The 20,280-nt window shown below is 60.2% G+C and carries 14 protein-coding genes; 9 read left to right on the top strand and 5 right to left on the bottom strand.

What is annotated here, in order from left to right; all coding sequences use genetic code 11:
* Window positions 1-10: 10 nt before the first annotated feature.
* The 5 genes from FHU41_RS14120 to FHU41_RS14100 form a co-directional block, all read right to left on the bottom strand.
* Entirely contained in the window at window positions 11-6,136 is a 6,126-nt protein-coding gene (locus tag FHU41_RS14120; RefSeq protein WP_179390241.1) for an Ig-like domain-containing protein, read from the bottom strand.
* Between the two features lie 167 nt (window positions 6,137-6,303).
* Complete coding sequence (locus FHU41_RS14115; protein WP_179390240.1) at window positions 6,304-7,437, bottom strand: adenylate/guanylate cyclase domain-containing protein; 1,134 nt, start codon at window positions 7,435-7,437, stop codon at window positions 6,304-6,306.
* On the bottom strand, window positions 7,424-8,029 hold the full coding sequence (locus FHU41_RS14110) for a PH domain-containing protein (RefSeq protein WP_179390239.1): 606 nt from the start codon (window positions 8,027-8,029) through the stop codon (window positions 7,424-7,426). Before FHU41_RS14110 ends, FHU41_RS14115 begins: the two co-directional genes overlap by 14 nt.
* Window positions 8,022-8,912 (bottom strand): biotin--[acetyl-CoA-carboxylase] ligase, encoded by an 891-nt coding sequence (locus FHU41_RS14105; protein WP_179390238.1) that lies wholly within the window; start codon window positions 8,910-8,912, stop codon window positions 8,022-8,024. The genes FHU41_RS14110 and FHU41_RS14105 overlap by 8 nt, the downstream gene beginning before the upstream one ends.
* 60 nt (window positions 8,913-8,972) lie before the next feature.
* On the bottom strand, window positions 8,973-9,836 hold the full coding sequence (locus FHU41_RS14100) for an SDR family oxidoreductase (protein ID WP_179390237.1): 864 nt from the start codon (window positions 9,834-9,836) through the stop codon (window positions 8,973-8,975).
* Between the two features lie 157 nt (window positions 9,837-9,993).
* On the opposite strand from FHU41_RS14100, the gene FHU41_RS14095 reads away from it, so the two are divergent.
* From FHU41_RS14095 to FHU41_RS14055, 9 genes are all read left to right on the top strand, one after another.
* The gene (locus tag FHU41_RS14095) at window positions 9,994-11,577 is read left to right on the top strand and encodes an acyl-CoA carboxylase subunit beta (RefSeq protein WP_179390236.1); all 1,584 of its coding nucleotides are present in this window, start codon (window positions 9,994-9,996) and stop codon (window positions 11,575-11,577) included.
* A complete protein-coding gene (locus tag FHU41_RS14090) occupies window positions 11,574-11,828 on the top strand; it encodes an acyl-CoA carboxylase epsilon subunit (protein ID WP_179390235.1) in 255 nt (84 codons plus the stop codon). The genes FHU41_RS14095 and FHU41_RS14090 overlap by 4 nt, the downstream gene beginning before the upstream one ends.
* A gap of 80 nt (window positions 11,829-11,908) precedes the next feature.
* Entirely contained in the window at window positions 11,909-13,585 is a 1,677-nt protein-coding gene (locus FHU41_RS14085; RefSeq protein WP_179390234.1) for a DUF885 family protein, read from the top strand.
* Window positions 13,586-13,724: 139 nt separating this feature from the next.
* On the top strand, window positions 13,725-14,156 hold the full coding sequence (locus tag FHU41_RS14080; protein ID WP_179390233.1) for a YbjQ family protein: 432 nt from the start codon (window positions 13,725-13,727) through the stop codon (window positions 14,154-14,156).
* A 20-nt stretch (window positions 14,157-14,176) separates the two neighbouring features.
* Window positions 14,177-14,809 carry a Maf family protein gene (locus FHU41_RS14075; protein ID WP_425503315.1) on the top strand — a complete coding sequence of 211 codons (633 nt, stop codon included), beginning with the start codon at window positions 14,177-14,179 and terminating at the stop codon, window positions 14,807-14,809.
* Between the two features lie 57 nt (window positions 14,810-14,866).
* Window positions 14,867-16,195 carry a GAF domain-containing protein gene (locus tag FHU41_RS14070; RefSeq protein WP_179390232.1) on the top strand — a complete coding sequence of 443 codons (1,329 nt, stop codon included), beginning with the start codon at window positions 14,867-14,869 and terminating at the stop codon, window positions 16,193-16,195.
* Between the two features lie 105 nt (window positions 16,196-16,300).
* Window positions 16,301-17,824: an acetaldehyde dehydrogenase ExaC gene (gene exaC / locus FHU41_RS14065; RefSeq protein WP_179390231.1), complete on the top strand. Its 1,524-nt coding sequence runs from the start codon at window positions 16,301-16,303 to the stop codon at window positions 17,822-17,824.
* A 147-nt stretch (window positions 17,825-17,971) separates the two neighbouring features.
* Window positions 17,972-18,391, top strand: a complete 420-nt coding sequence (locus FHU41_RS14060; RefSeq protein ID WP_179390230.1) for a DUF779 domain-containing protein — start codon at window positions 17,972-17,974, stop codon at window positions 18,389-18,391.
* 92 nt (window positions 18,392-18,483) lie between these two features.
* The gene (locus FHU41_RS14055) at window positions 18,484-20,265 is read left to right on the top strand and encodes an acetyl/propionyl/methylcrotonyl-CoA carboxylase subunit alpha (protein WP_343046343.1); all 1,782 of its coding nucleotides are present in this window, start codon (window positions 18,484-18,486) and stop codon (window positions 20,263-20,265) included.
* Window positions 20,266-20,280 lie beyond the last annotated feature (15 nt).

The raw sequence follows: 20,280 nt of genomic DNA, 5'->3' as shown, positions 1-20,280 counted from the left end.
GCTCAAGTTCCTAAGAACACGGTAGCGGGCCGGAGCCTGGCGCCTTTCGGGTTGTATTCGCACGAACCCATCGATTATCAAAGGGGCCACCGGTGATGTGGTACCAACCGCTGGTACCCCAGGGGCTTCCACACCGATCGATCACCACCGGCTTATTGATATCTAGCCAAGGGAACGGCGGATTCTGATTAGTTCCGCCGTCTTTCCCTGCGCAAGTGGGTCCACTTGGGTTGTAAATAGTTGTGTGTGGACCATCGGGCTCCGTGCAAGTGTCGTCGGGATAGGCTTCGACCTTGGCCTGGGGCGGAGGATTATCCGCGCCTGTGGTTGCACTCGCACCGGCCACAGGGCCTACATCGCCGGGCTTGTTCGAATTGATATTCCTTACCTTGATGTTGTGTTTCTGGTCAAAACCGTCCCCCACAGAGATGCTTCCGCTAGCTTGCACCTTAGACCAGCCACCCCCATCAATACTGATTTGGGTAACCTGAACATCTGCGTTACTCGGCTCAGACCAGGTGAAAGTGACCGTTTTGTCGCCCTGTTTGCCGTCCTGTCCACTCACTGTGGCCGCCTTGGCTGTGCCGTGTGGGATAACCTCATTCGAATGATCGGAGGCGTCGCCATCCCCCTCATAGGCTCTGGATTCGGCGACTATCGTAACCGTCGTCGGTGTGCCGTTCGGTGCTGCCACCATGCTGCCTGGCGAGACTTGAACGTGTTGGGCGCCCGAAGAGATATTGGCGTAGTAGGTCATCTCGCTGGGATACGAACCATGCAATTCTGGCCCGCTCAGTGGCTTGAAATTAATGATGATCCTATTACCAGCATTCGCGGTGTCGGTGGGTACGATACTCGGAGTCGCAACCCTGTCCGGCCTGCTAATCGAGCGCTGTGCCGCAGAACGCGGGCTGGCCGCAGAGGTACCAGCCTTGTTCTTGGCCTTGACCGAGAAGTAATAACCCTCCTGTGAGTTCGGCAGAGTTACCGTCGCCGTTGTCGCCGTCGTCGGCGCCAGGGTCTGAATCACCGTGGTTCCCCGATAAACCGTCAGGGTATAGGTCATATTGTTATCGCCATTGCCATCCGGCGCAGTCCAATTCACCTGAGCCTGATTCGAGCTACCCACCTGATTGGTCGCCTTCGAGGTCGGCGCGGCAGGAGTCAGGGGCACGCCCGCAGGCACCTGCTTAACGGAATAGCTGCTCCACGGGCTGGGTTCCTTGGCCTTATTAATGGCCTGGATTCGGAAGGTATAGGCTGTTCCGTTGCTCAAGCCAGGCCAAACCAAGCTGGTGCCGGAAACGGTTTTCTGCGGATTCTGCCCGGCCGGGGCAGGGGAAATCTGCACATTTAATTTGGTCACCGGGCTGAAATCGCCGGTTGGGGTCACCCAAGTGAGCGAAATTTCCTTATCGCCGAACTTTGCAGCGGGCGCTGCCGGAGCGCTCGGTGCCCGATCCGGCGTTGCCGAGGCCGAACTGGCGGAAGTCCCAGACTCGCCGACGGCGTTAATCGCCTTGACCGTGAAGGTGTAACTCTGATTATTGGTCAGTCCAGTAATCAAACAAGTGTTAGTCGGGCAAGGATGAGTATGGCCTTGTGAGTCGATCACCTCGTAACCGGTGATCGGCGAGCCATTATCAGCTGCCGGAGACCAATTCAGCAGCACCGACTTGTCTTTGGCTTCCACCACCCGTGGAATCCCCGGCGCATCCGGTTTGCCTTTCACGGTGATGTGGATCCGACCATTGACCCGCCGTGCGGAATCCCCGGTAGCGTCCTCAATCGTGTAGCGCACCACCACATCGCCCTTGAAGTCCTCATTCGTGCCGACCTCAATACGACCGTGCGATCCAGTGACCTTCACAGAAACATTCGTTCCGCCGGCCTCAACCACGGCGTCAGTGATCGCAAGTGGTGTCTCCGGGAACGGATTCACATCATTGGCCAGCACATCCACGGTACTGGTTGCCCCAGCGTTCGCCTCAAGCACGTCATCATTCGCCACCGCTAACGGCTTATCCGTGGAGATGGCCAGCAGGTTGATCTGTGCTTTGACCTCGTCGCTTTTACCATCGGTAACGGTAAGCGGAAGGATGGCATTGGCACCCGGCTTCACATCGCCCTTGACCCCGACCTTGAGCGTCTGTCCGTTCAGATCCACATCGAAATCGCTGGGTTTGTTCCCCTCGATCTTGAACTTGAGCTTGGCATTGTCGTCCGGGTCCGGATCGGTGGCCAGCGTGGTCAGATCCAGTTCCTCAGTATTCCCCTTAGCCACCTCAAGAGTAGTTCCGGTGAAGGAGGGCGGCCGGTTCCTATTCGGATCCGGGATCACATCGACCATCACCGTCAAGGTGGACTTCAGCACGTCGTTATCCTGCGGATTAGCCCCATCCATCACCTCGAAAGTGATCGATCCCAGGCCATAGAAATCAGCATTGGCGTGGTAGTTAATGGCGGTTCCGTTGTTCGCGATCAGATCCTTATTGCTGTTGTCCCCACCGATCAGCGATATCTTATCGGCCTGAGTCAGCTTGGGTGAGTGCCCGGTACGCACCTTGACCCACTCATTCAGGTTCATGGCGACGGTCTTACCGGCCATCACCTGAAGGTGGTCGTTCTTCGACAGCACCGGATACTGCTTTCCCAAGCCAGGGAGCCAGATGATCGCGGTGGCCTTCTGTCCGTCGATATCGGTCAGCGTGTAAGGAACCAATTGCGGATCTTTACTCAACGTGACCCGCACGGTGCCATCCGGGTTAACGCTGGCCTCGGGGTGACCGGCTTCGATGCTGAGCTTGAGCTCTTCGGTAACGCCGTCCGGGTCCTCATCGTTCTTTAGCACCGGTACGTCCACCGCTGTTTTGCCCAGGGTATCCTGCTCGGTGACATGATCGTCTCGACCTATCGGCGCTTGCAAGGGCGCGGTGGGGGTGACAGTCATTTTGATATTGGCTCGCGCCGTCGACTTCTTATCGGTGATCGTGTAGTTCATCGTGTAGACGCCGGGATCTTTCGGCGAGGTCAAAATGACCCTGCCTTGCTGACTCAGGTGCGGTTTCATCTCGGCCGGGCCGTTGAAGCCATCGACCTTGACCTGTAGTGCGTCGCCGTCCGGATCGGAATCGTTCAGCAGGGCGTCAATGGCCACATTGCGGCCCGGACGCATCGAGATCACATCATCATTGGCTACCGGCGGGTGATTGACCGCTTCAGCGGGGGCGACGCCGACCTTGACTGTTGCGGTTGCCTCGGCTCCCAGCCGGTCACGAACCCGATAGCTGAAGGTATCCGTACCCGCGGAACTCGCGGCCGCAATATAGGTCAGGTAGTTGCTGCCAACCACCACGGTACCCAGGCTCGGCACCTGGTCGATGCCAACCAGTTGGACGGAATCCCCATCCTGATCGATACCGTCCAACGGCACCTGGATCTGCTGACTGGTACCAGCGATCACCCGTCCGGTGAGTTGCTTAGGGGTAGGCGCGGAGTTATTCGCCGGGTCGGCGGGAAGAATGTGAATGGTCACCACGGCAGATTCGCTCTGTCCGGAGGCATTGGTGATCTTGTAAATGCCCTGCACCGTTCCTGCAGTCGGCCCGGCCAGGAAACGCAGTTGGTCCTGGTCCACGAACAGTTTGCCTTGGGCGGCGGTTGGGGCCTGAGTGATCTGGGGCGATTTGAGCGGCTGCCCATTGGGATCGATGTCATTGGCCAACACCTTGATATTGACCACATCGCCCACCCGGACGTTCACGTCATCGTCCTTAGCCACCGGCGGCAAGAGCTTGGCCGGGCGCGGAATCGGGATCACGTTGATTACTCCGGTGCTGGAGCCGGCGGCATTGGCCACCACGTAGTTCAGTTGCAGTGGTGCATTGAGCCCGCGCAGATCGGTAAGTTTGACCACATTATGATCCAGCACGGTTGCCGAAATGGGTGAGCCTGCCGGAGCCTGTACCGATTTGACCACCAGCACCCCACCGCTCGGATCGGTGTCATTGCCCAGCACGTCGACCAGGCTGGAACCCCCTGCGGGGAGCATCGCCAGGTCCTTCACCGCAGTGGGTGGTGCGTCCTCCTGCTTAGCCTCAACGTCGACTCTGATCAGTCCGGTGGCACTTTGCGGACCGTTGCTGACCTGATAGGTCAGGTAAATAGCACCGGTTTTGCTGCTCTCGAAGGTGAAGGTGCCGTCATCGGCAGGATCGGAGATCTTCACCGTGTTATTGCGCTCCACCTGCGCCAGCCGCAGGCCCGCGCCGGAGGGATCGACGTCGTTCTTCAAAGGCGCGACGGTCACGGTCTGGCCGACCACGGCTCGAGCAAAATCGGCATTGGCCAGCGGCGGTGCGCCCCCGGCGGGCTTGACGCTGACCTTGATTTGCCGCGGAGCTGTTTCGCGGCCATCAGAGACCACAATGGTTAAGCTCTTGAGGCCACTTGAGATGCCCAGATCGGCATAGCTGAGTTGTCCATCGGGGGTGGTTTTCACGTTTGCGGAACCATCATCGGACTTTGCCGAAACCAGGAAAACATCGTCACCATCCGGATCGGCCCAATCCGAAAGCACGTTCTGACTTAAGGACTGGCCCTGTTCCAACACCAAGGTGGGCAGCGCGCGTTTAGGGGCTGGCGGATGGTTTTCGGAGTCTGGCACTACCTTGACGGTGACCGAGGCGGAAGCTTCTCCACCTCTGCCGTCGTCGGCCGTGTAGCTAAAGGTTTCCGGGCTGCTGGAGGCATTCGGTGGCACCGTGATTTGCAGACCGGTGCCACCATAAACGGTTTCCAGATTGCCAATCTTCGGCTGCTTCGAAGGCTGCTGCACGGTGAGCACGTCACCGTCCGGATCGGTGTCGTTATAGAGCACCGGAAGCAGCGTGGTGCGCCCGGCCCGGACTCCGAATTCATCCGCCTTAGCGTTCGGTGACCTGTTGGGCTTGGTCCGGTCGGGAAGTGTATTCACGAAGCTGGGGTCTGCGGAGTCCTTTTTGGCATCCGCATTGTTTTTGGTCTGGGTCTCCAGATCCTGCCAATTGTCCACCAGCACCATATTCTGGTTGACCAGCCAGACATTGCCGCCCTTGGTGTCGTTCAGCACCACCACATCGCGGTTCTGCCGGAACACCAGTTCCGAGCCCACCCCGGCTTTGGGCACCGGGATCGCATTGTTATTGTTCCCCGCGCAGAAATGCAGGTACTTATTCAATCCCGACCAAGCCATGTGAATGCAACCGGCCTGCTGAATCGGTGCGGCCGGAGTTCCGGTCGATTTCAGATCGAAATTCTGCGCGGCAGAGCCGTTCAAGGGCTGCTGGATAAGGCCTTTGGTGGTACCGATTGCGACAAAATCGGCGGCGCTGCCGTGCTGTTGCAGCAGGGCGCCTTCCGCGTCCGGGACCTGGACAGTTTTATTGCCCGGCAGATAGAGCTTTCCGCCGCTGGGATCGAAAACCACCGGCTGATCGCCGACTACGCTGATTTGCAGCGGGCTATCCGTTGACAAGCCATCGATCTTGCTGCTTTTTTGCTCCTTGACCTGCCCGCTATCGTCCACGGTCATCGTGGTTAGGGTGCCGCTCTTGCCATCGACGGCGTAAACGGCATCGTCCAGGCCCACCACCACGGCTGGGTTCTGCTGGTTTTCTAAGGTTGGTTTCGTCGATTTGTCATCGAAGGAACCGGCCGTGGTGGCGGTGGCCAGCCAGACCGAATGTTTGCCGCTATCGACCAGAGCCAGCACCGAGGAACCGAGGGAGGTCTGCTTGCCGCCGCCGAGCTTTGCCTCCGGCTGTAACGCCATCTCCGGCACGTTAACCGTCGAAAGGCTAGAACCGGCGTCGTTATCCATGAACACATTGCTGGCCTGCTGCAGAACGTCGAAGCCACTCGTGGTGGCAGTGAATCCACCGTCCAATATCTGTGACTGGTAGTTAAGATGGCCCACCAGGTTCTTACCTTTATTGGTCACCCAGACGCTACCGTCGTTGAGATTGACGTCGGCCGTGGTGAAGCCGGGGTAAATCACCGCACCGGCCACCACTAGAGCACCTACAACAGCGAGCGAGCCCGCTGCGATGTATCGAGACTTACTTTTCAGTCGTTTAGCTACGTTCCCCAAGGCCATAATGGTTCACAATCCGCATTCTTCGTTACCGACGGGCACGCTCGATGCCCTGGGCATCTCCTAGTTTGCCTGTCAGATGTGATTACCGCAATGGGGACCTCTCCCCATCGACAGTTCACGCAGAGAAGATACCTAGAAGATCCTCAACTGCGGATGCTAGGTCGAATTTAGTCCAGCACCAGGCCGCTGCCCAGGCCGCGGCTCAGCAAGATCGGCCGAACGTCTCCGAAGCCTCGGACGTGCTCGGCCTGCTGCGGAGTGAAAACATAGCGCTCATCCGCGCTCAGCGCGGCCGCTGTCATCTCGTCAACCAGCACGGTGCCCGGCTCCGCCAGCGCGGTCAGTCTGGCCGCCAGGTTAACCGTCGGTCCGTAAATATCGCCGAGCCGGGACAGGATTCTGCCCCAGACCATGGACACTCGGGCTTCAGGCAGGATCTCGTCCTCCGTGAAAGCCTGAGCCAGCGCCAGTGATATCTCCGCACCGGCCACCGGAGTCTCCGCGGTATAGAGGACTTCATCACCAATCGTTTTGATCAGTCGGCCGCCACCTACCGAGATGATTTCGGCACATTTATTTTCAAAACGTTGCACAAGTTGAGCGAGCGTCTTCTCATTCATTCGGCGGGAAAGCGAGGTGTAGCTGACCAAATCGGCAAAGCCAACCGCCCGGGCGAGGGGCAGCGGTGCATCGTCCTCATCGCCGTCGCGTCCCTCTGCGGAGGCGTCCAGTCCGGATTGCGCCCGCACCGCCATTCGCTGCACCCCGGCAGCTAATTGTCGCCGCCAGGCATAGACCAAAATCTCCTGCAGTGGCTCCACCAGCTCCGGTAGCGCGGAAACCAGCTCCTGCCGAGCCTGCGCGTCGGTGAGTCCGCGCTGGGCAACCAGATCCTCCACCATCGCCTCAACCTGCCAGACCACGATCCGATCCGTCATCTGGCCCACGGCCCGGGTCAGCGAAATAGCTGCATCTTCGGTCAGTTTGTCTTGGCGCACCAACTCGATGATGGTGGTCAGGGCTTCTTCATCGCGCGAAGTGAAGGCCTTATCGTCATCACCCAGATTCGGAAAGCCCAAGGCGCGCCAGATTTTCCGGGCAGAGAGTAGCGAGACTCCGGCCCCGGCGGCCACCTCGCGCCTGTGCAGGCTACGTTCACCGCCAAGGAGCTGCGATTCCAGGGCTCGGATATCCTGTCGGAGCGCCGTCGGCATGGCCGTGTCTGCGGGAGTTTGTTCGGCGAGGCTGGGCGCCGCTGGGATCGACACCGGGTCGAGCGCTACAACGTCATCGCTTTCCATAGCTCTCCTCCCCACCGAAATTTTCACTAAGCTCCCCGTTAAAACCGATCTGTTGCGGACGCTGGCTGATCGGCGGCGCTTCCCCAAACTGAGAATGTGGCAGCTCGGCAATCGCCTCCAAAGCCAAATTCTTGAACTTCATCACCTCAGGAATATCGCGCATCAACATCGTCTCATCCACGCCTGAGATCAAGGTTATGTTCCCGGATCGCAAAATTCGCTGCAGAATGCCTTGATGTGTGCTGAGAGTTCGCAGGGTATACAGCGGCACGTCCCGATTCCGTCGGCGGAGCAATCCACCGCGCACCACAATGCGGCGGCTGGTCAGAATGTAGCGCGTGGAAAGCCAACGGAAATAGCGCCGCACCGGATAAAAAAGGAGCAAAATTCCGGCCAAAAACAGCACGCCGATCGTCGCAGGGCTCTGCCAAGGCTGGGTGTCAGCGTCCCAGGGGACTCGGCTGAGCCAAGCTAAGCCCATTCCGCCGGCCATTGGGATCAGCACAACAAAAACCGCAGGCCAGAATAATGACCGGGCCTGTGGCCTGCTGATTACGATCACTTGTTCCCCCGGAGTCAGCCAGCTACGCATAGCTGCCTTCGGACTTACGCAGGTGTACGACGTCGGCCGCTGAGACCGCTGTGCTACTCCCCTGAGCGTCGGTGATCAGCAGCGCGCCTTGAGCATCAATGCCGGTGGCGGTGCCGATCAGGAACTTCCCGCCGGGTAGTTCGGCTCGCACTTGCTGCCCCAGGCTGAGCAGCCGGGATGTGACCTCCTCCGCCATCGAGGCGTCGCCGGCCTCCGTCCGCAATAAGGCGTGACCGGCGACGGCGGCATACCTCTTGTACAGCGAGGCAAAGTTCCGCGCGTATTCGGTCAACAGCACGTTTCGATCCAGCTCGGCGCCACCGGAGAGGAGCACCGAGGTGGAGGTCTCGGTGGGCAACTCCTGAGCTTCCTGGCTGACATTAATTCCGGTACCAAGCACCACAGCCGGGTGGGCCCCAGGGAGCGTGACTAGCTGAGCCAAGATTCCGCAGACCTTTTTGGCTCGGCCGGACTGATCGAGAATCAACACGTCATTGGGCCACTTAATGACGGCCTTCAGCCCAGCAACCTCTTCTAGCAGTTGGCAAACGGCTACCGCGCTGATCATGCTTAGCCAACCGAAGGACTCCACCCCGAATTCGGTGGGCCGCAAGAGCAGGCTGATCGCCAGGGCAGAACCCTGTGGAGCCACCCAGCTACGATCCAAGCGACCCTTACCCTGCCGTTGCACCTCGGCGGTGAGCACGCTCAGATCCGGCCATTCCTGCGGCGACTGAGAGGATTCCTGAGCCAGCACGGTATTGCTGGAATCTACCTGGGTCAGGCATTCCACCCTGTTCCAAGGCCCCGCGGGAGAGAGCAAACTGGCGCGAAGCAGCTCTGCGTCGAGTGGCTGGCGTGAGCTTTCGGCGGCGTGGTCCATGCTTCGATCTTAGATGCCCGGCTGGCTCTGCCCAGGAATCACTCCTCTGAGTCCAGGGTCCTAGTCCAGGAAGAAGTCCTTGATCAGCTGGTCCTCGGGTGCGCCCAGGCTATAGGCGGAGAAATCGCTGAGCCCCTCTTCGCGCAGCACGTCTTCATCGGTGTAGAAGTTGCCACTGGACTGGCTGCTCGGGCGGCTCAGAATGGCGTGTGCAGCGTCCGCCATAATGTCCGAGCTGCGGGAACGCTGTGCGGAGGATTCGCCGCCTAGCAGGTTCCGGATCGCGGCGGTATCGATGGTGGTCACCGGCCAGAGCGAGTTGACCGAAATATTGTCTGCTTTGAGTTCCTCGGCCAGACCAATCGTGGTCATGCTCATCCCGTATTTCGCCATCGTGTACGCCAGGTGACCACCCAGCCACTTCGGATCGAAGTTGAGCGGCGGTGAAAGCGTCAGAATGTGAGCGTTCTCGGAACGGCGCAGGGCAGGAAGCGCCAGTTTGGAGAGCAGGAAGGTGCCACGGACATTAATATCGGCCATCAGATCGTATTTCTTCATGGCGAGTGCGTCCGTGGAGGAGAGGTCTATCGCGGAGGCATTGTTCACCACCACGTCGATTCCACCGAAGGCATCGATGGTCGCCTGCACAGCGGCCGCCACCGACTCGTCGTTGCGCACATCGCCGACAATCGGGAGCGCTTCGCCGCCGGCTTGCCGGATCTGCTCTGCCGCGGTGTGCACGGTTCCTTCGAGGGCCGGGTGCGGTTGATCTGTTTTGGCTAGCAGGGCGATCTTCGCTCCATCGCGAGCTGCCCGCAAGGCAATGGCCAAGCCGATCCCCCGGCTTCCACCGGACATCAGAATGACTTTTCCGGACAGTGATCGGCCTGCCGCCGCACGGTAAACGCTGTTCTGTTCGCTCATGGGCCAAGCCTATAACTTGTTCGAGGAAAATGTTACTGGACGGTAACTTGCCACCTCTATTACAAGTTTTTTGTAGGTTTCCTACATCCATGACGCAATTTTGGCTGACTAAGCTGGAAAGGGATTAGAGGAATTATCCAAAGGAGCCGGAGCAACTATGAGCCATGACCTGACCACCACCGCGGGAAAGCTTGCAGATTTCCGCGATCGGATCGCGTCTGCGGCCCAACCTTCCGGCCCCGAAGCCATCGAAAAACAGCACGCGCGGGGTAAGCACACCGCCCGGGAACGCATCGATTTATTGCTGGATGAAGACTCCTTTGTGGAGTTCGATGCCCTGGTCACCCACCATTCCACCGCCTTCGGGATGGAAAAGAAGAAACTTCTCGGCGATGGCGTGGTCTCCGGCTACGGCACCGTAGACGGACGGCTGGTTGCCATCTATAGCCAGGACTTCGCGGTCTACGGCGGTTCGTTGAGCCAAGCCAATGGCGAGAAAATCGTCAAGGTCCAAGAGTTTGCGCTGCGCAATGGCTGCCCCGTGGTCGGTATCAACGACGGCGGTGGCGCACGCATTCAGGAAGGCGTGGCCTCGCTGGCGATGTTTGCCGATATCTTCCGCAATAACGTGCACGCTTCAGGCGTAGTGCCGCAGATTTCCCTCATTATGGGGCCCTGTGCGGGAGGCGCGGCCTACTCCCCAGCGCTGACCGATTACGTGGTGATGGTGGACAAGACCTCGCATATGTTCATCACCGGTCCGGATGTGATCAAGACGGTCACCGGCGAGGACGTTGATATGGAAACTCTGGGCGGCGCGCGCCAGCACAATGCCACCACCGGCACCTCCACCTATTTGGCCGCCGACGAAACAGATGCCATCGAATTCGTCCGCGAGCTGCTGGATTTCCTGCCTTCCAATAACCTCGCCGAAGCTCCTCTCACCGAACACGATCAAGAACTAGAGATTGACGACGCCGATCTCGCCTTGGACACCTTGGTCCCGGATTCCGCCAATCAGCCCTACGACATGCGCACCGTGATTGAGGGCATAGTTGATGAGGGGCACTTCCTGGAGATGCAGGCGCTCTACGCACCGAACGTGATCATCGGTTACGGACGACTCGAAGGGCACACCGTAGGCATCGTGGCCAATCAGCCCATGCAGTTTGCCGGTACCCTGGACATCAATGCTTCCGAGAAGGCCGCCCGCTTCGTCCGGCACTGCGATGCTTTTAATATCCCGATCCTGACCCTGGTTGACGTGCCGGGCTTCTTGCCCGGCAAGGATCAGGAGTTCCAAGGCATTATTCGCCGCGGTGCGAAGCTGCTCTACGCCTATGCTGAGGCCACCGTACCCAAGCTGACCGTGATTACTCGTAAGGCCTATGGCGGAGCCTATATCGTGATGGGCTCGAAGAAGCTGGGTGCCGATTTGAACTTTGCCTGGCCCACCGCGCAGATCGGCGTAATGGGTGCGCAGGGAGCGGTGAATATTCTCTATCGCCGTGAACTGGCTGCCGCTGCTGCCGAGGGCGCTGACGTTGAGGCCCGCCGCGCCGAGCTCATCCAGCAATACGAGGAAGAGCTGCTGAATCCCTACCAGGCGGCTCAGCTGGGCTATATCGATGCGGTCATCGCGCCATCCGAAACCCGAGTCCAGCTGATTCGCGGGCTACGCGCTCTGCGGGATAAGCGAGCCGCGCTGCCCGCCAAGAAACACGGGAACATTCCCCTATGATCCCCAGCCAAATGCCCAATGCCCAATCTCCTGCCGATACAGAGGACGCTCCGCTGTTCCAGGTGACCAAGGGCAATCCGAGCGCCGAGGAGCTCGCCGCGCTGACCGCCGTCGTATTGGCCGTGGCCGCCGCCGCGGAAGCCGAAGCCGAAGCTGCGCCCTCCTCCGGCCGGAGTTGGGCGCGCCGCAGCAACCTTCGGCTGGCTCCTGCTCCGGGGCCGGGAGCCTGGAAGCGCAGCACCTGGCGCTGAGGGCTCGAACTTTGAGTCCGGCCCGGGCTGTTCGGGATAGCCGACTATCCTGAGCCCGGGAAGCCGATTAGGCTCACAGTGTGACTGAGAACACCAAACCCACTCGCACCCCGTCCGCCATCGATGAAGCCGCCGAGGAATACTCTCGCCAGCTTTTCGAACTGAACCCGGAACTGGCCACCTCGCTCGGTCTACCCGGCCACGAAACCGAGTATCACGATCACTCCCCCGCAGGCCTTCTGGCCCAGGCGGAACTCGACCGGCAAACCCTAGCCCGGCTGGATAGTCTAGAGCCCTCCGACGACGTCGATCGGGTCACCCTGGATGCGATGCGCGAACGGCTTGGGCTGAGCCTAGAGCTCCACGAGAGTGGCTGGGACCTAGCCGATCTGAATAATATTGCCTCCCCCGCGCAGGGAATCCGCGCCGCCTTCGACCTGATGCCCACCGAGACCTCCGAGCAGTGGAGCCACATTGCCGGGTTGCTGCACAACGTTCCCGGCGCCATCGACGGCTACCTCGAATCCCTGCGTACCGCCGATGCGAGCGGCAAAGTGGCCGCCGCCCGACAGGTCCAGATCGTGGCAGAGCAGACCACCCGTTACGCGGAAGATGGCGGCTTTTTCGATAAGCTCGCCGAGGACGGCACCGGGAAAGCCGCCGAGCTCAAGGACGAGCTCGCCGCGGGCGCCGCGCTAGCCAAAACCGCCTACCGCAAGCTCTCCGCTTTCCTGAGTTCCGAACTGCTGCCGGTAGCGCCAGCTAAGGACGCCGTCGGCCGTGAACGCTATGCACTCGCCTCACGCGCTTTCCTCGGCGCAACCGTCAATCTGGAGGACACCTACCGCTGGGGTGTTGAAGAACTGGATCGAATCATTGCCGAGCAGGAAGCCGTGGCCGAGCAGATCAAGCCTGGCGCCAGCATTGAGGAGGCTAAGACCATCCTCAATCAGGACCCTGCGCGTCAGCTCAAGGGCACCGAGGCGCTCACCAACTGGATGCAAGGGCTCTCCGATACTGCGGTCCGGGAACTCGCTGGGGTGCACTTCGACATCCCGGACATTATGAAGAAGCTCGAATGCATGATCGCCCCCACCCAAGACGGTGGCATCTACTACACCCCGCCGAGCGACGATTTCTCCCGCCCCGGGAGGATGTGGTGGTCGGTTCCCGAGGGCGAGGATTCCTTCACCACCTGGAGCGAGACCTCCACGGTCTATCACGAGGGCGTACCGGGTCACCACCTGCAATGTGCCACCGCTGCCTATCAGAGCGGACTGCTCAATATGTGGCGTCGCAATCTGTGCTGGGTTTCGGGCCACGGCGAGGGGTGGGCGCTCTATGCAGAGCGATTGATGGGCGAACTCGGCTACCTCTCCGACCCCGGCGACAAAATGGGCATGCTAGACGGGCAACGGATGCGCGCTGCCCGGGTGGTCTTCGATATCGGTGTGCACCTGGAGCTTGAGGTACCCGCACGCTGGGGCTCGGGAAGCTGGACGGCGGAGGCGGGTTTGGAGTTCCTCCGGCAGAACCTGGACATCAGTGAAGGTCAGCTCAACTTCGAATACCTGCGCTACCTGGGCTGGCCCGGACAGGCCCCGTCCTACAAGATTGGCCAACGGATCTGGGAGCAGATCCGGGCGGAGCGAGAGAGCCGCGAGGGCGTAAATTTCGACGTCAAGGCCTTCCACACCGAGGCGCTCAACCTCGGTGGTCTCCCGCTCGACGTGCTCAAAAAAGCGCTTCTGGGCTAAATATTTCGTGCTTAATATTCTGCGCCAGCGGAACCGCTCATAGAAGCTTCAAAGGCTTCCGTTCCAGGTTCCGCTGGTGCAGAGTTTCGCTCAGGGATATTCTAAGCGCAGCATATATTTCTAACCTCAAGGGGAAAACATGATTATCGTGACCAGCAACGACGTTCCCGGCTACAAGATCGATGCGATTTTCGGCGAGGTAATGGGTTTGACCGTCCGGGCCCGGAACATTGGCGCCAATATCACCGCCGGCTTTCGTTCACTCGGCGGCGGCGAGCTGCCCGAAATGACCAAGGCGCTCTACGAAAGCCGCCACGAAGTAATGAACCGGATGGTCAACGAGGCTCAGCAAAAGGGTGCCAATGCGATTATCGCGATGCGCTTCGACACCTCGGAAATGGGTCAGACCTGGACCGAGGTTTGTGCCTACGGAACCGCTGCCTTTGTTATCCCGCTAGCCGCTGGCGAGCCAGGTTCCACCGGTCAATCCGCCTACCTGGCACAGAACCCGCAGACCCCGCAGCAGCCTGCACCGACGCAGATGCCGCCGAACGTCCAGCAAGCCTGGTAAGAACTCGGTTAGGAGCTGCCGTGCAGCTGATCCTCGCCTCGGCTTCACCGGCCAGGACCAAACTGCTCAACGACGCCGGAATTAGGCACCGGGTGCTGGTCTCCGATGTCGACGAGGATGCGGTGACCGAGCAGCACGGAGTCACCGATCCCAGTGAGACTGCTTTGCTCCTGGCGCGGGCGAAAGCCGAGGCGGTGGCTGCATTGCCGCAGAGCGCCGATGCTTTGGTACTCGGTTGCGATTCGGTTTTCGAATTCGAAGGTACTGCCTACGGCAAGCCCTATCGAACCGAGGTAGCCAAGGCCAGAATCAGCGCCATGAGCGGGCGCTCCGGAGTGTTACACACCGGGCATTGGCTGGTGGACAACCGACACCAGAGCACCTCCGGTGAAGCAGCTCAGTATGGCTGCTTGGCCTCGGCTACTGTGCATTTTGCGGCCATGAGCGAGGCGGAGATCGATGCCTATGTGGCCACCGGCGAGCCCTTGCAGGTGGCCGGCTCCTTCACCATCGACAGCCTGGGTGGCGCCTTCATCACCCGGGTCGACGGTGACCCGCACGCTGTCGTAGGACTTTCCGTCTCCACGCTTCGCGGATTGCTGGCCGAGGCCGGGCTGGGCATCACGGAGTTCTGGGAGCTACCAACACCCTGAACGGCTTAGGATGTAGGAAAGTCGGATCGTAGGGGACGGTCAAAGGTGAAAGCAACGATGCCTTCAAGCACCGGAGCTGTGTCTACTATTGGGCAGCTCGCGCTCACCGATGCCGAGTTGCAGCGCCGGGCTTTCTCCGCCCATGAACGATTGGCCGATTTGCGCACCGTGGATTCCCGGCTGCGTGCTGTGGTCCGGGCGTCTTGGGAGCGGTCCCTCAACCACCTCCAAGACCTCCGAACGGCTCAGCCTGCCACTGTCTGGGGCGAGCAAGAGCTACGCGACTACCGGGACACTCATCCGTTGGCTGCCGTAATGCCGGTGATCCGGAAACTACTTATTCCCTCGGGCAAGCATTCTGGACTCTTGATCGCGGTGGGCGATGAAGCTGGCCGGCTGCTCTGGGTGGAAGGCGAGCAAAAACTCCGGGACCGGGCTGAGAACACCGGGTTCATGGCTGGTACCGACTGGTCGGAGGCGGCGATGGGCACTAGTGCCCCGGGCACCGCGCTAGCCCTTGGCCGCGGCGTACAAATAGCCGGTGCCGAGCATTTCAATCAGATCGTGTACTCCTGGAATTGCACAGCGGTCCCGATCCACGATCCGGCGAGCGGGCGATTGCTGGGCGTGGTGGATATCTCCGGGGATAGCAGTGCGGTGGAAAGCCATGCGCTCTCCCTCGTGGAGGCCACCGTAGCGGCTGCCACCGCCGAGTTGAGCTTGCAACAGCTGCGGACTCAACTGGCCACACCTCACCGGCCTGGCTTCCGCCGGAAGCCAGAACTAGTAGCGCCCTCCCCCAGTCTTCAAATCCTTGGCCGAGACCGTGGCTTGCTGAACTTGGGCGGAGAAGCCATCACGCTGAGCGAGCGGCATACCGAGCTGATCACCTTATTGGCTCTGCATCCGGCCGGCCTGTCCGCCGAGGAACTGACCGAGATGATTTACCCCCGAGGAACCCCGGCCAGCACCGTCCGGGCGGAGCTGCTACGTTTACGCAGATTGCTACAGGCTCAGGGCAATACGCTGGAGCTGAAGTCCCGGCCGTACCGCTTGCTGCCTAAGCTTTCCCTCGATGCGCACCAGGTACTGAGCCAACTGAGCCGGGGCGCACATCGTCTCGCCCTGGACGGCTATCGCGGTTTGCTGCTGCCCCGGTCCGAGGCTCTCGCCATCATCACCTTCCGCACCGAGGTCAGTCACCTGCTCCGTGAAGCGATTTTGAACGACGCCGGCCCAGACGCCTTCCTGCAATATCTGCGGCTTCCCGAGGTGGCTCAGGATGATATCGCTTGGCGCGCCGCGCTGAGCCTACTACCGCCGCGCTCCCCGAGACGGGCCGCCGTCGTCGCACATTTGGAGAGGCTAGCGCGGGAGACCCCCTGAGTCGGCTTGAGTCGCACAGCTTCGTGCAACCTGAGTGCAACGTGCGATTCCCTATCCTGACTGCTAAGGACAACGAGGTCTTCCAGCGATTCAAGGAGTCAGCGAATGAGCGTCTATGTAGCCCCGGGACAGCCTAATTCGAAAGTCACTTTCAAGACTCGATACGAGAACTGGATTGGCGGTGAGTGGGTTGCTCCGGTCAAGGGTCAATACTTCGAAAACGTCTCCCCGGTCACCGGCAAGGTGTTTTGCGAGGTGGCTCGCGGGACCGCCGAGGATATCGAACTGGCGCTTGACGCCGCACACAAAGCGGCTCCGGCCTGGGGCAAAGCCTCGGTTGCCGAGCGGGCTTCGGCCTTGAATAAGATCGCAGATCTAATGGAGGCGAACCTGGAGCTCCTTGCGGTGGCGGAAACCTGGGATAACGGCAAGCCGATCCGGGAGACGCTCAATGCGGATCTGCCGCTGGCCATCGACCACTTTCGCTACTTCGCCTCCGCGATTCGAGCCCAGGAAGGTCATCTCTCCCAACTCGATGAGGACATGACCGCGTACCACTACCATGAACCGCTCGGCGTGGTCGGTCAGATCATTCCCTGGAACTTTCCCATTCTGATGGCGGTCTGGAAGCTCGCCCCCGCACTCGCGGCGGGAAACGCCGTGGTGCTCAAACCGGCTGAGCAGACCCCGGCGTCGATCCTGGTGTTGGTGGAGTTGATCGCCGATCTACTGCCTGCGGGCGTGCTCAATATCGTCAATGGCTTCGGTGTGGAGGCAGGGAAGCCGTTGGCCTCCAGCCCCCGGATTCGCAAGATCGCCTTTACCGGCGAAACCACCACGGGGCGGCTGATCAGCCAGTACGCCAGCCAGAATCTGATTCCTGTCACCTTGGAATTGGGCGGTAAGAGCCCCAATATTTTCTTTGCCGATGTGGCCGCGGCCAATGATGATTTCTACGATAAGGCTCAGGAGGGATTCACCCTTTATGCCTTCAATCAGGGTGAGGTCTGCACCTGTCCCTCTCGGGCGCTGATCCAGGACTCGATCTATGACAGCTTCATGGCGGATGCCCTGGCACGTTCCGAGAAGATCATTCAGGGCAATCCCTTGGACACCGACACCCAGCTCGGAGCTCAGGCTTCGAACGACCAGTTGGAAAAAATCCTTTCCTATATCGATATTGGTGTCCAGGAGGGGGCAAAACTGCTCACCGGCGGGGCCAGGACCCAGCTCGACGGCGACCTGGCCGAAGGTTACTACGTGCAGCCCACGATCTTCGAGGGCAACAACAGCATGCGCATCTTCCAGGAGGAGATCTTCGGGCCGGTGGTTGCGGTGACTCGGTTCTCCGATTATGCCGAGGCGATGCAGCTCGCCAATGACACCCTCTACGGGCTGGGGGCCGGTGTCTGGTCTCGTAATGGCAATGTGGCCTATCGGGCAGGCCGTGAGATCCAGGCCGGGCGAGTCTGGGTGAATAATTACCACGCCTACCCGGCCGGTGCCGCCTTCGGAGGTTACAAATCTTCCGGGATTGGCCGAGAGAACCACGCCATGATGCTGGATCACTATCAGCAAACGAAGAACCTACTGGTCAGCCACAGCGAGACCAAACTGGGCTTCTTCTAAACCCTAGGCTCCCGTCGTCGGGAGAATCTTCGGCTTTGCACCCCTAGATGTAAGGTCGCGGATTCCTCCCGGCGGCGGGTTATTTCTTAGCTTTCGCCAGCCCTTTCTCCTTGCTCGCTCTGCCCTTTCACTCCGGAAGGAGGCACCATGTCGGAATTCTCTGCTTTGGGTACTTTGAATGCTGAGATAGTAATTCCCGGCGAGACGGAATCCAGGGTCGCGCTCACCGCCGCCGCCGTGGAACTACTGCATAAGCTGTGGCAACAACACGGGCCACTGATGTTCCATCAATCCGGAGGATGTTGCGACGGTTCCTCGCCGATGTGTTATCCGGTCGGCGATTTCCTCACCGCCGAAGCCGATCTGCTGCTCGGCGTATTTCGGCTGCCGGAGGGTGAGCTCGGATTCTGGATGTCCAAGGAGCAATTCAACTATTGGTCTCACACCCACCTGACCGTGGATGTGGTGAAAGGCCGGGGCAGCGGCTTCTCGGTGGAAGCTCCCGAGGGGGTGCGTTTCCTGATCCGTTCACGACTCGTAGAGGGTTTTGTAGAGTCCCTACAATAAAACATAGAAATACACGCAGATTTGGCATGATGCGTGGGCGAAAACCTCATAAAAGCGCTAGGCTCCAAATGGATGACGTAGAAGGAGTTTTAGTGTCGAATCACAGCCTGCCCACTATCACCAAGGTGTTGATTGCCAATCGCGGTGAGATAGCAGTCCGGGTGGCCCGCGCAGCGCGGGACGAGGGCATTGCCTCCGTCGCCGTCTATGCAGAGCCGGATCGCGATGCGCTACATGTGCGGCTCGCGGATGAAGCTTGGGCACTGGGCGGGCAAACCGCCGCAGAGTCCTATTTGGTGATGGACAAGCTGCTTGAAGTGGCAGCCCAATCCGGCGCCGATGCCGTTCACCCCGGCTATGGCTTCCTCTCCGAAAACGCGGAATTTGCGCAGAAGGTGATCGACGCCGGACTGGTCTGGATCGGCCCCTCACCGAGCGCTATCTCCCAGTTGGGCGATAAGGTGCAGGCTCGGCACATTGCCGAGAAGGTGGGCGCTCCGCTGGTCCCCGGCACCAAAGATCCGGTACAGAGCACCCAAGAAGTTTTGGATTTCGCCGATCAATACGGTTTACCGCTAGCGATCAAGGCAGCCTATGGCGGCGGCGGGCGGGGCATTAAGGTAGTGCGGCAACGCGAAGAGATCGCCGAGGCTTATGAGTCCGCGGTCCGCGAAGCCACTGCGGCGTTTGGCCGCGGAGAGTGTTTCGTCGAACGCTTCCTGGACTCCCCCCGGCACGTCGAGACTCAGTGCCTAGCCGATGCGCACGGCAACGTCGTGGTGGTCTCCACTCGCGACTGCTCCCTGCAGCGTCGTAATCAGAAACTGGTTGAGGAGGCGCCCGCGCCGTTCCTCAGCAACGAGCAGAACACTCGCCTCTACGAAGCCTCAAAGGCCATTCTCCGCGAAGCGAATTATCAAGGTGCCGGAACTTGCGAGTTCCTGGTCGGGCAAGACGGAGTGATTTCCTTCCTGGAGGTAAACACCCGACTGCAGGTGGAGCACCCCGTCTCCGAAGAGGTTTCCGGTATCGATCTAGTCCGCGAGCAGTTCCGTTTGGCTCGGGGTGAGGAACTGGGTTACCAAGATCCCGAGATTCGCGGACACTCCATTGAATTCCGGATCAACGGTGAGGACCCGGGCCGTAATTTCATGCCCGCGCCGGGCACCGTTGACACCCTTAAGTTGCCCACCGGGCCGGGCGTACGGGTTGATTCGGGCATCGAGTCCGGTGAGGTGATCGGCGGCAACTTCGATTCCATGCTGGCCAAGCTCATCGTCACCGGCGCGAGCCGGGGCCAGGCCTTACAGCGGGCGCGGCGGGCGCTGGCCGAGATGGAGGTCACGGGTATGCCTACCGTGCTGCCCTTCCATCGGGCCGTGGTGGCAGACCCAGCCTTCACCGAGAGCCCCTTCCGGGTACACACCCGCTGGATCGAGACCGAATTCGTCAATGATCTGCCCGCCTTTGTCGCTGCCGCAGTGGCTGAGTCCGAGGAGGACACCGAGCGCCAGCGGGTCACGGTGGAGGTTGGCGGCAAGCGTTTGGAAGTGGTTTTGCCAGCTTCACTTGCAGTCTCCGGCAATAGAGGACCGGCGGCCAAGGGTAAGCCGAAGAAAGCCGGGCGGGCCCGTGGCGCAGCCTCGGCAGCGGCCGACGGAGATGCTCTCACCTCCCCTATGCAAGGCACCATCGTCAAGGTGGCAGTGAACGACGGCGATACGGTCACCGAGGGTGATCTCGTCGTCGTGCTAGAGGCCATGAAGATGGAGCAGCCGCTGACCGCGCACCGTTCCGGCGTGCTTCGGGGTCTGAGCGCGAAGGCCGGGGACACCGTCTCCGCCGGGGCCGTGATCGCCACCATAGAGGACTAGCTACAACCTTTGTAA

This window comes from Psychromicrobium silvestre, assembly GCF_013408295.1.
Classification (GTDB): Bacteria; Actinomycetota; Actinomycetes; order Actinomycetales; family Micrococcaceae; genus Renibacterium; species Renibacterium silvestre.
This window is presented reverse-complemented; position numbering and strand designations above follow the sequence as displayed.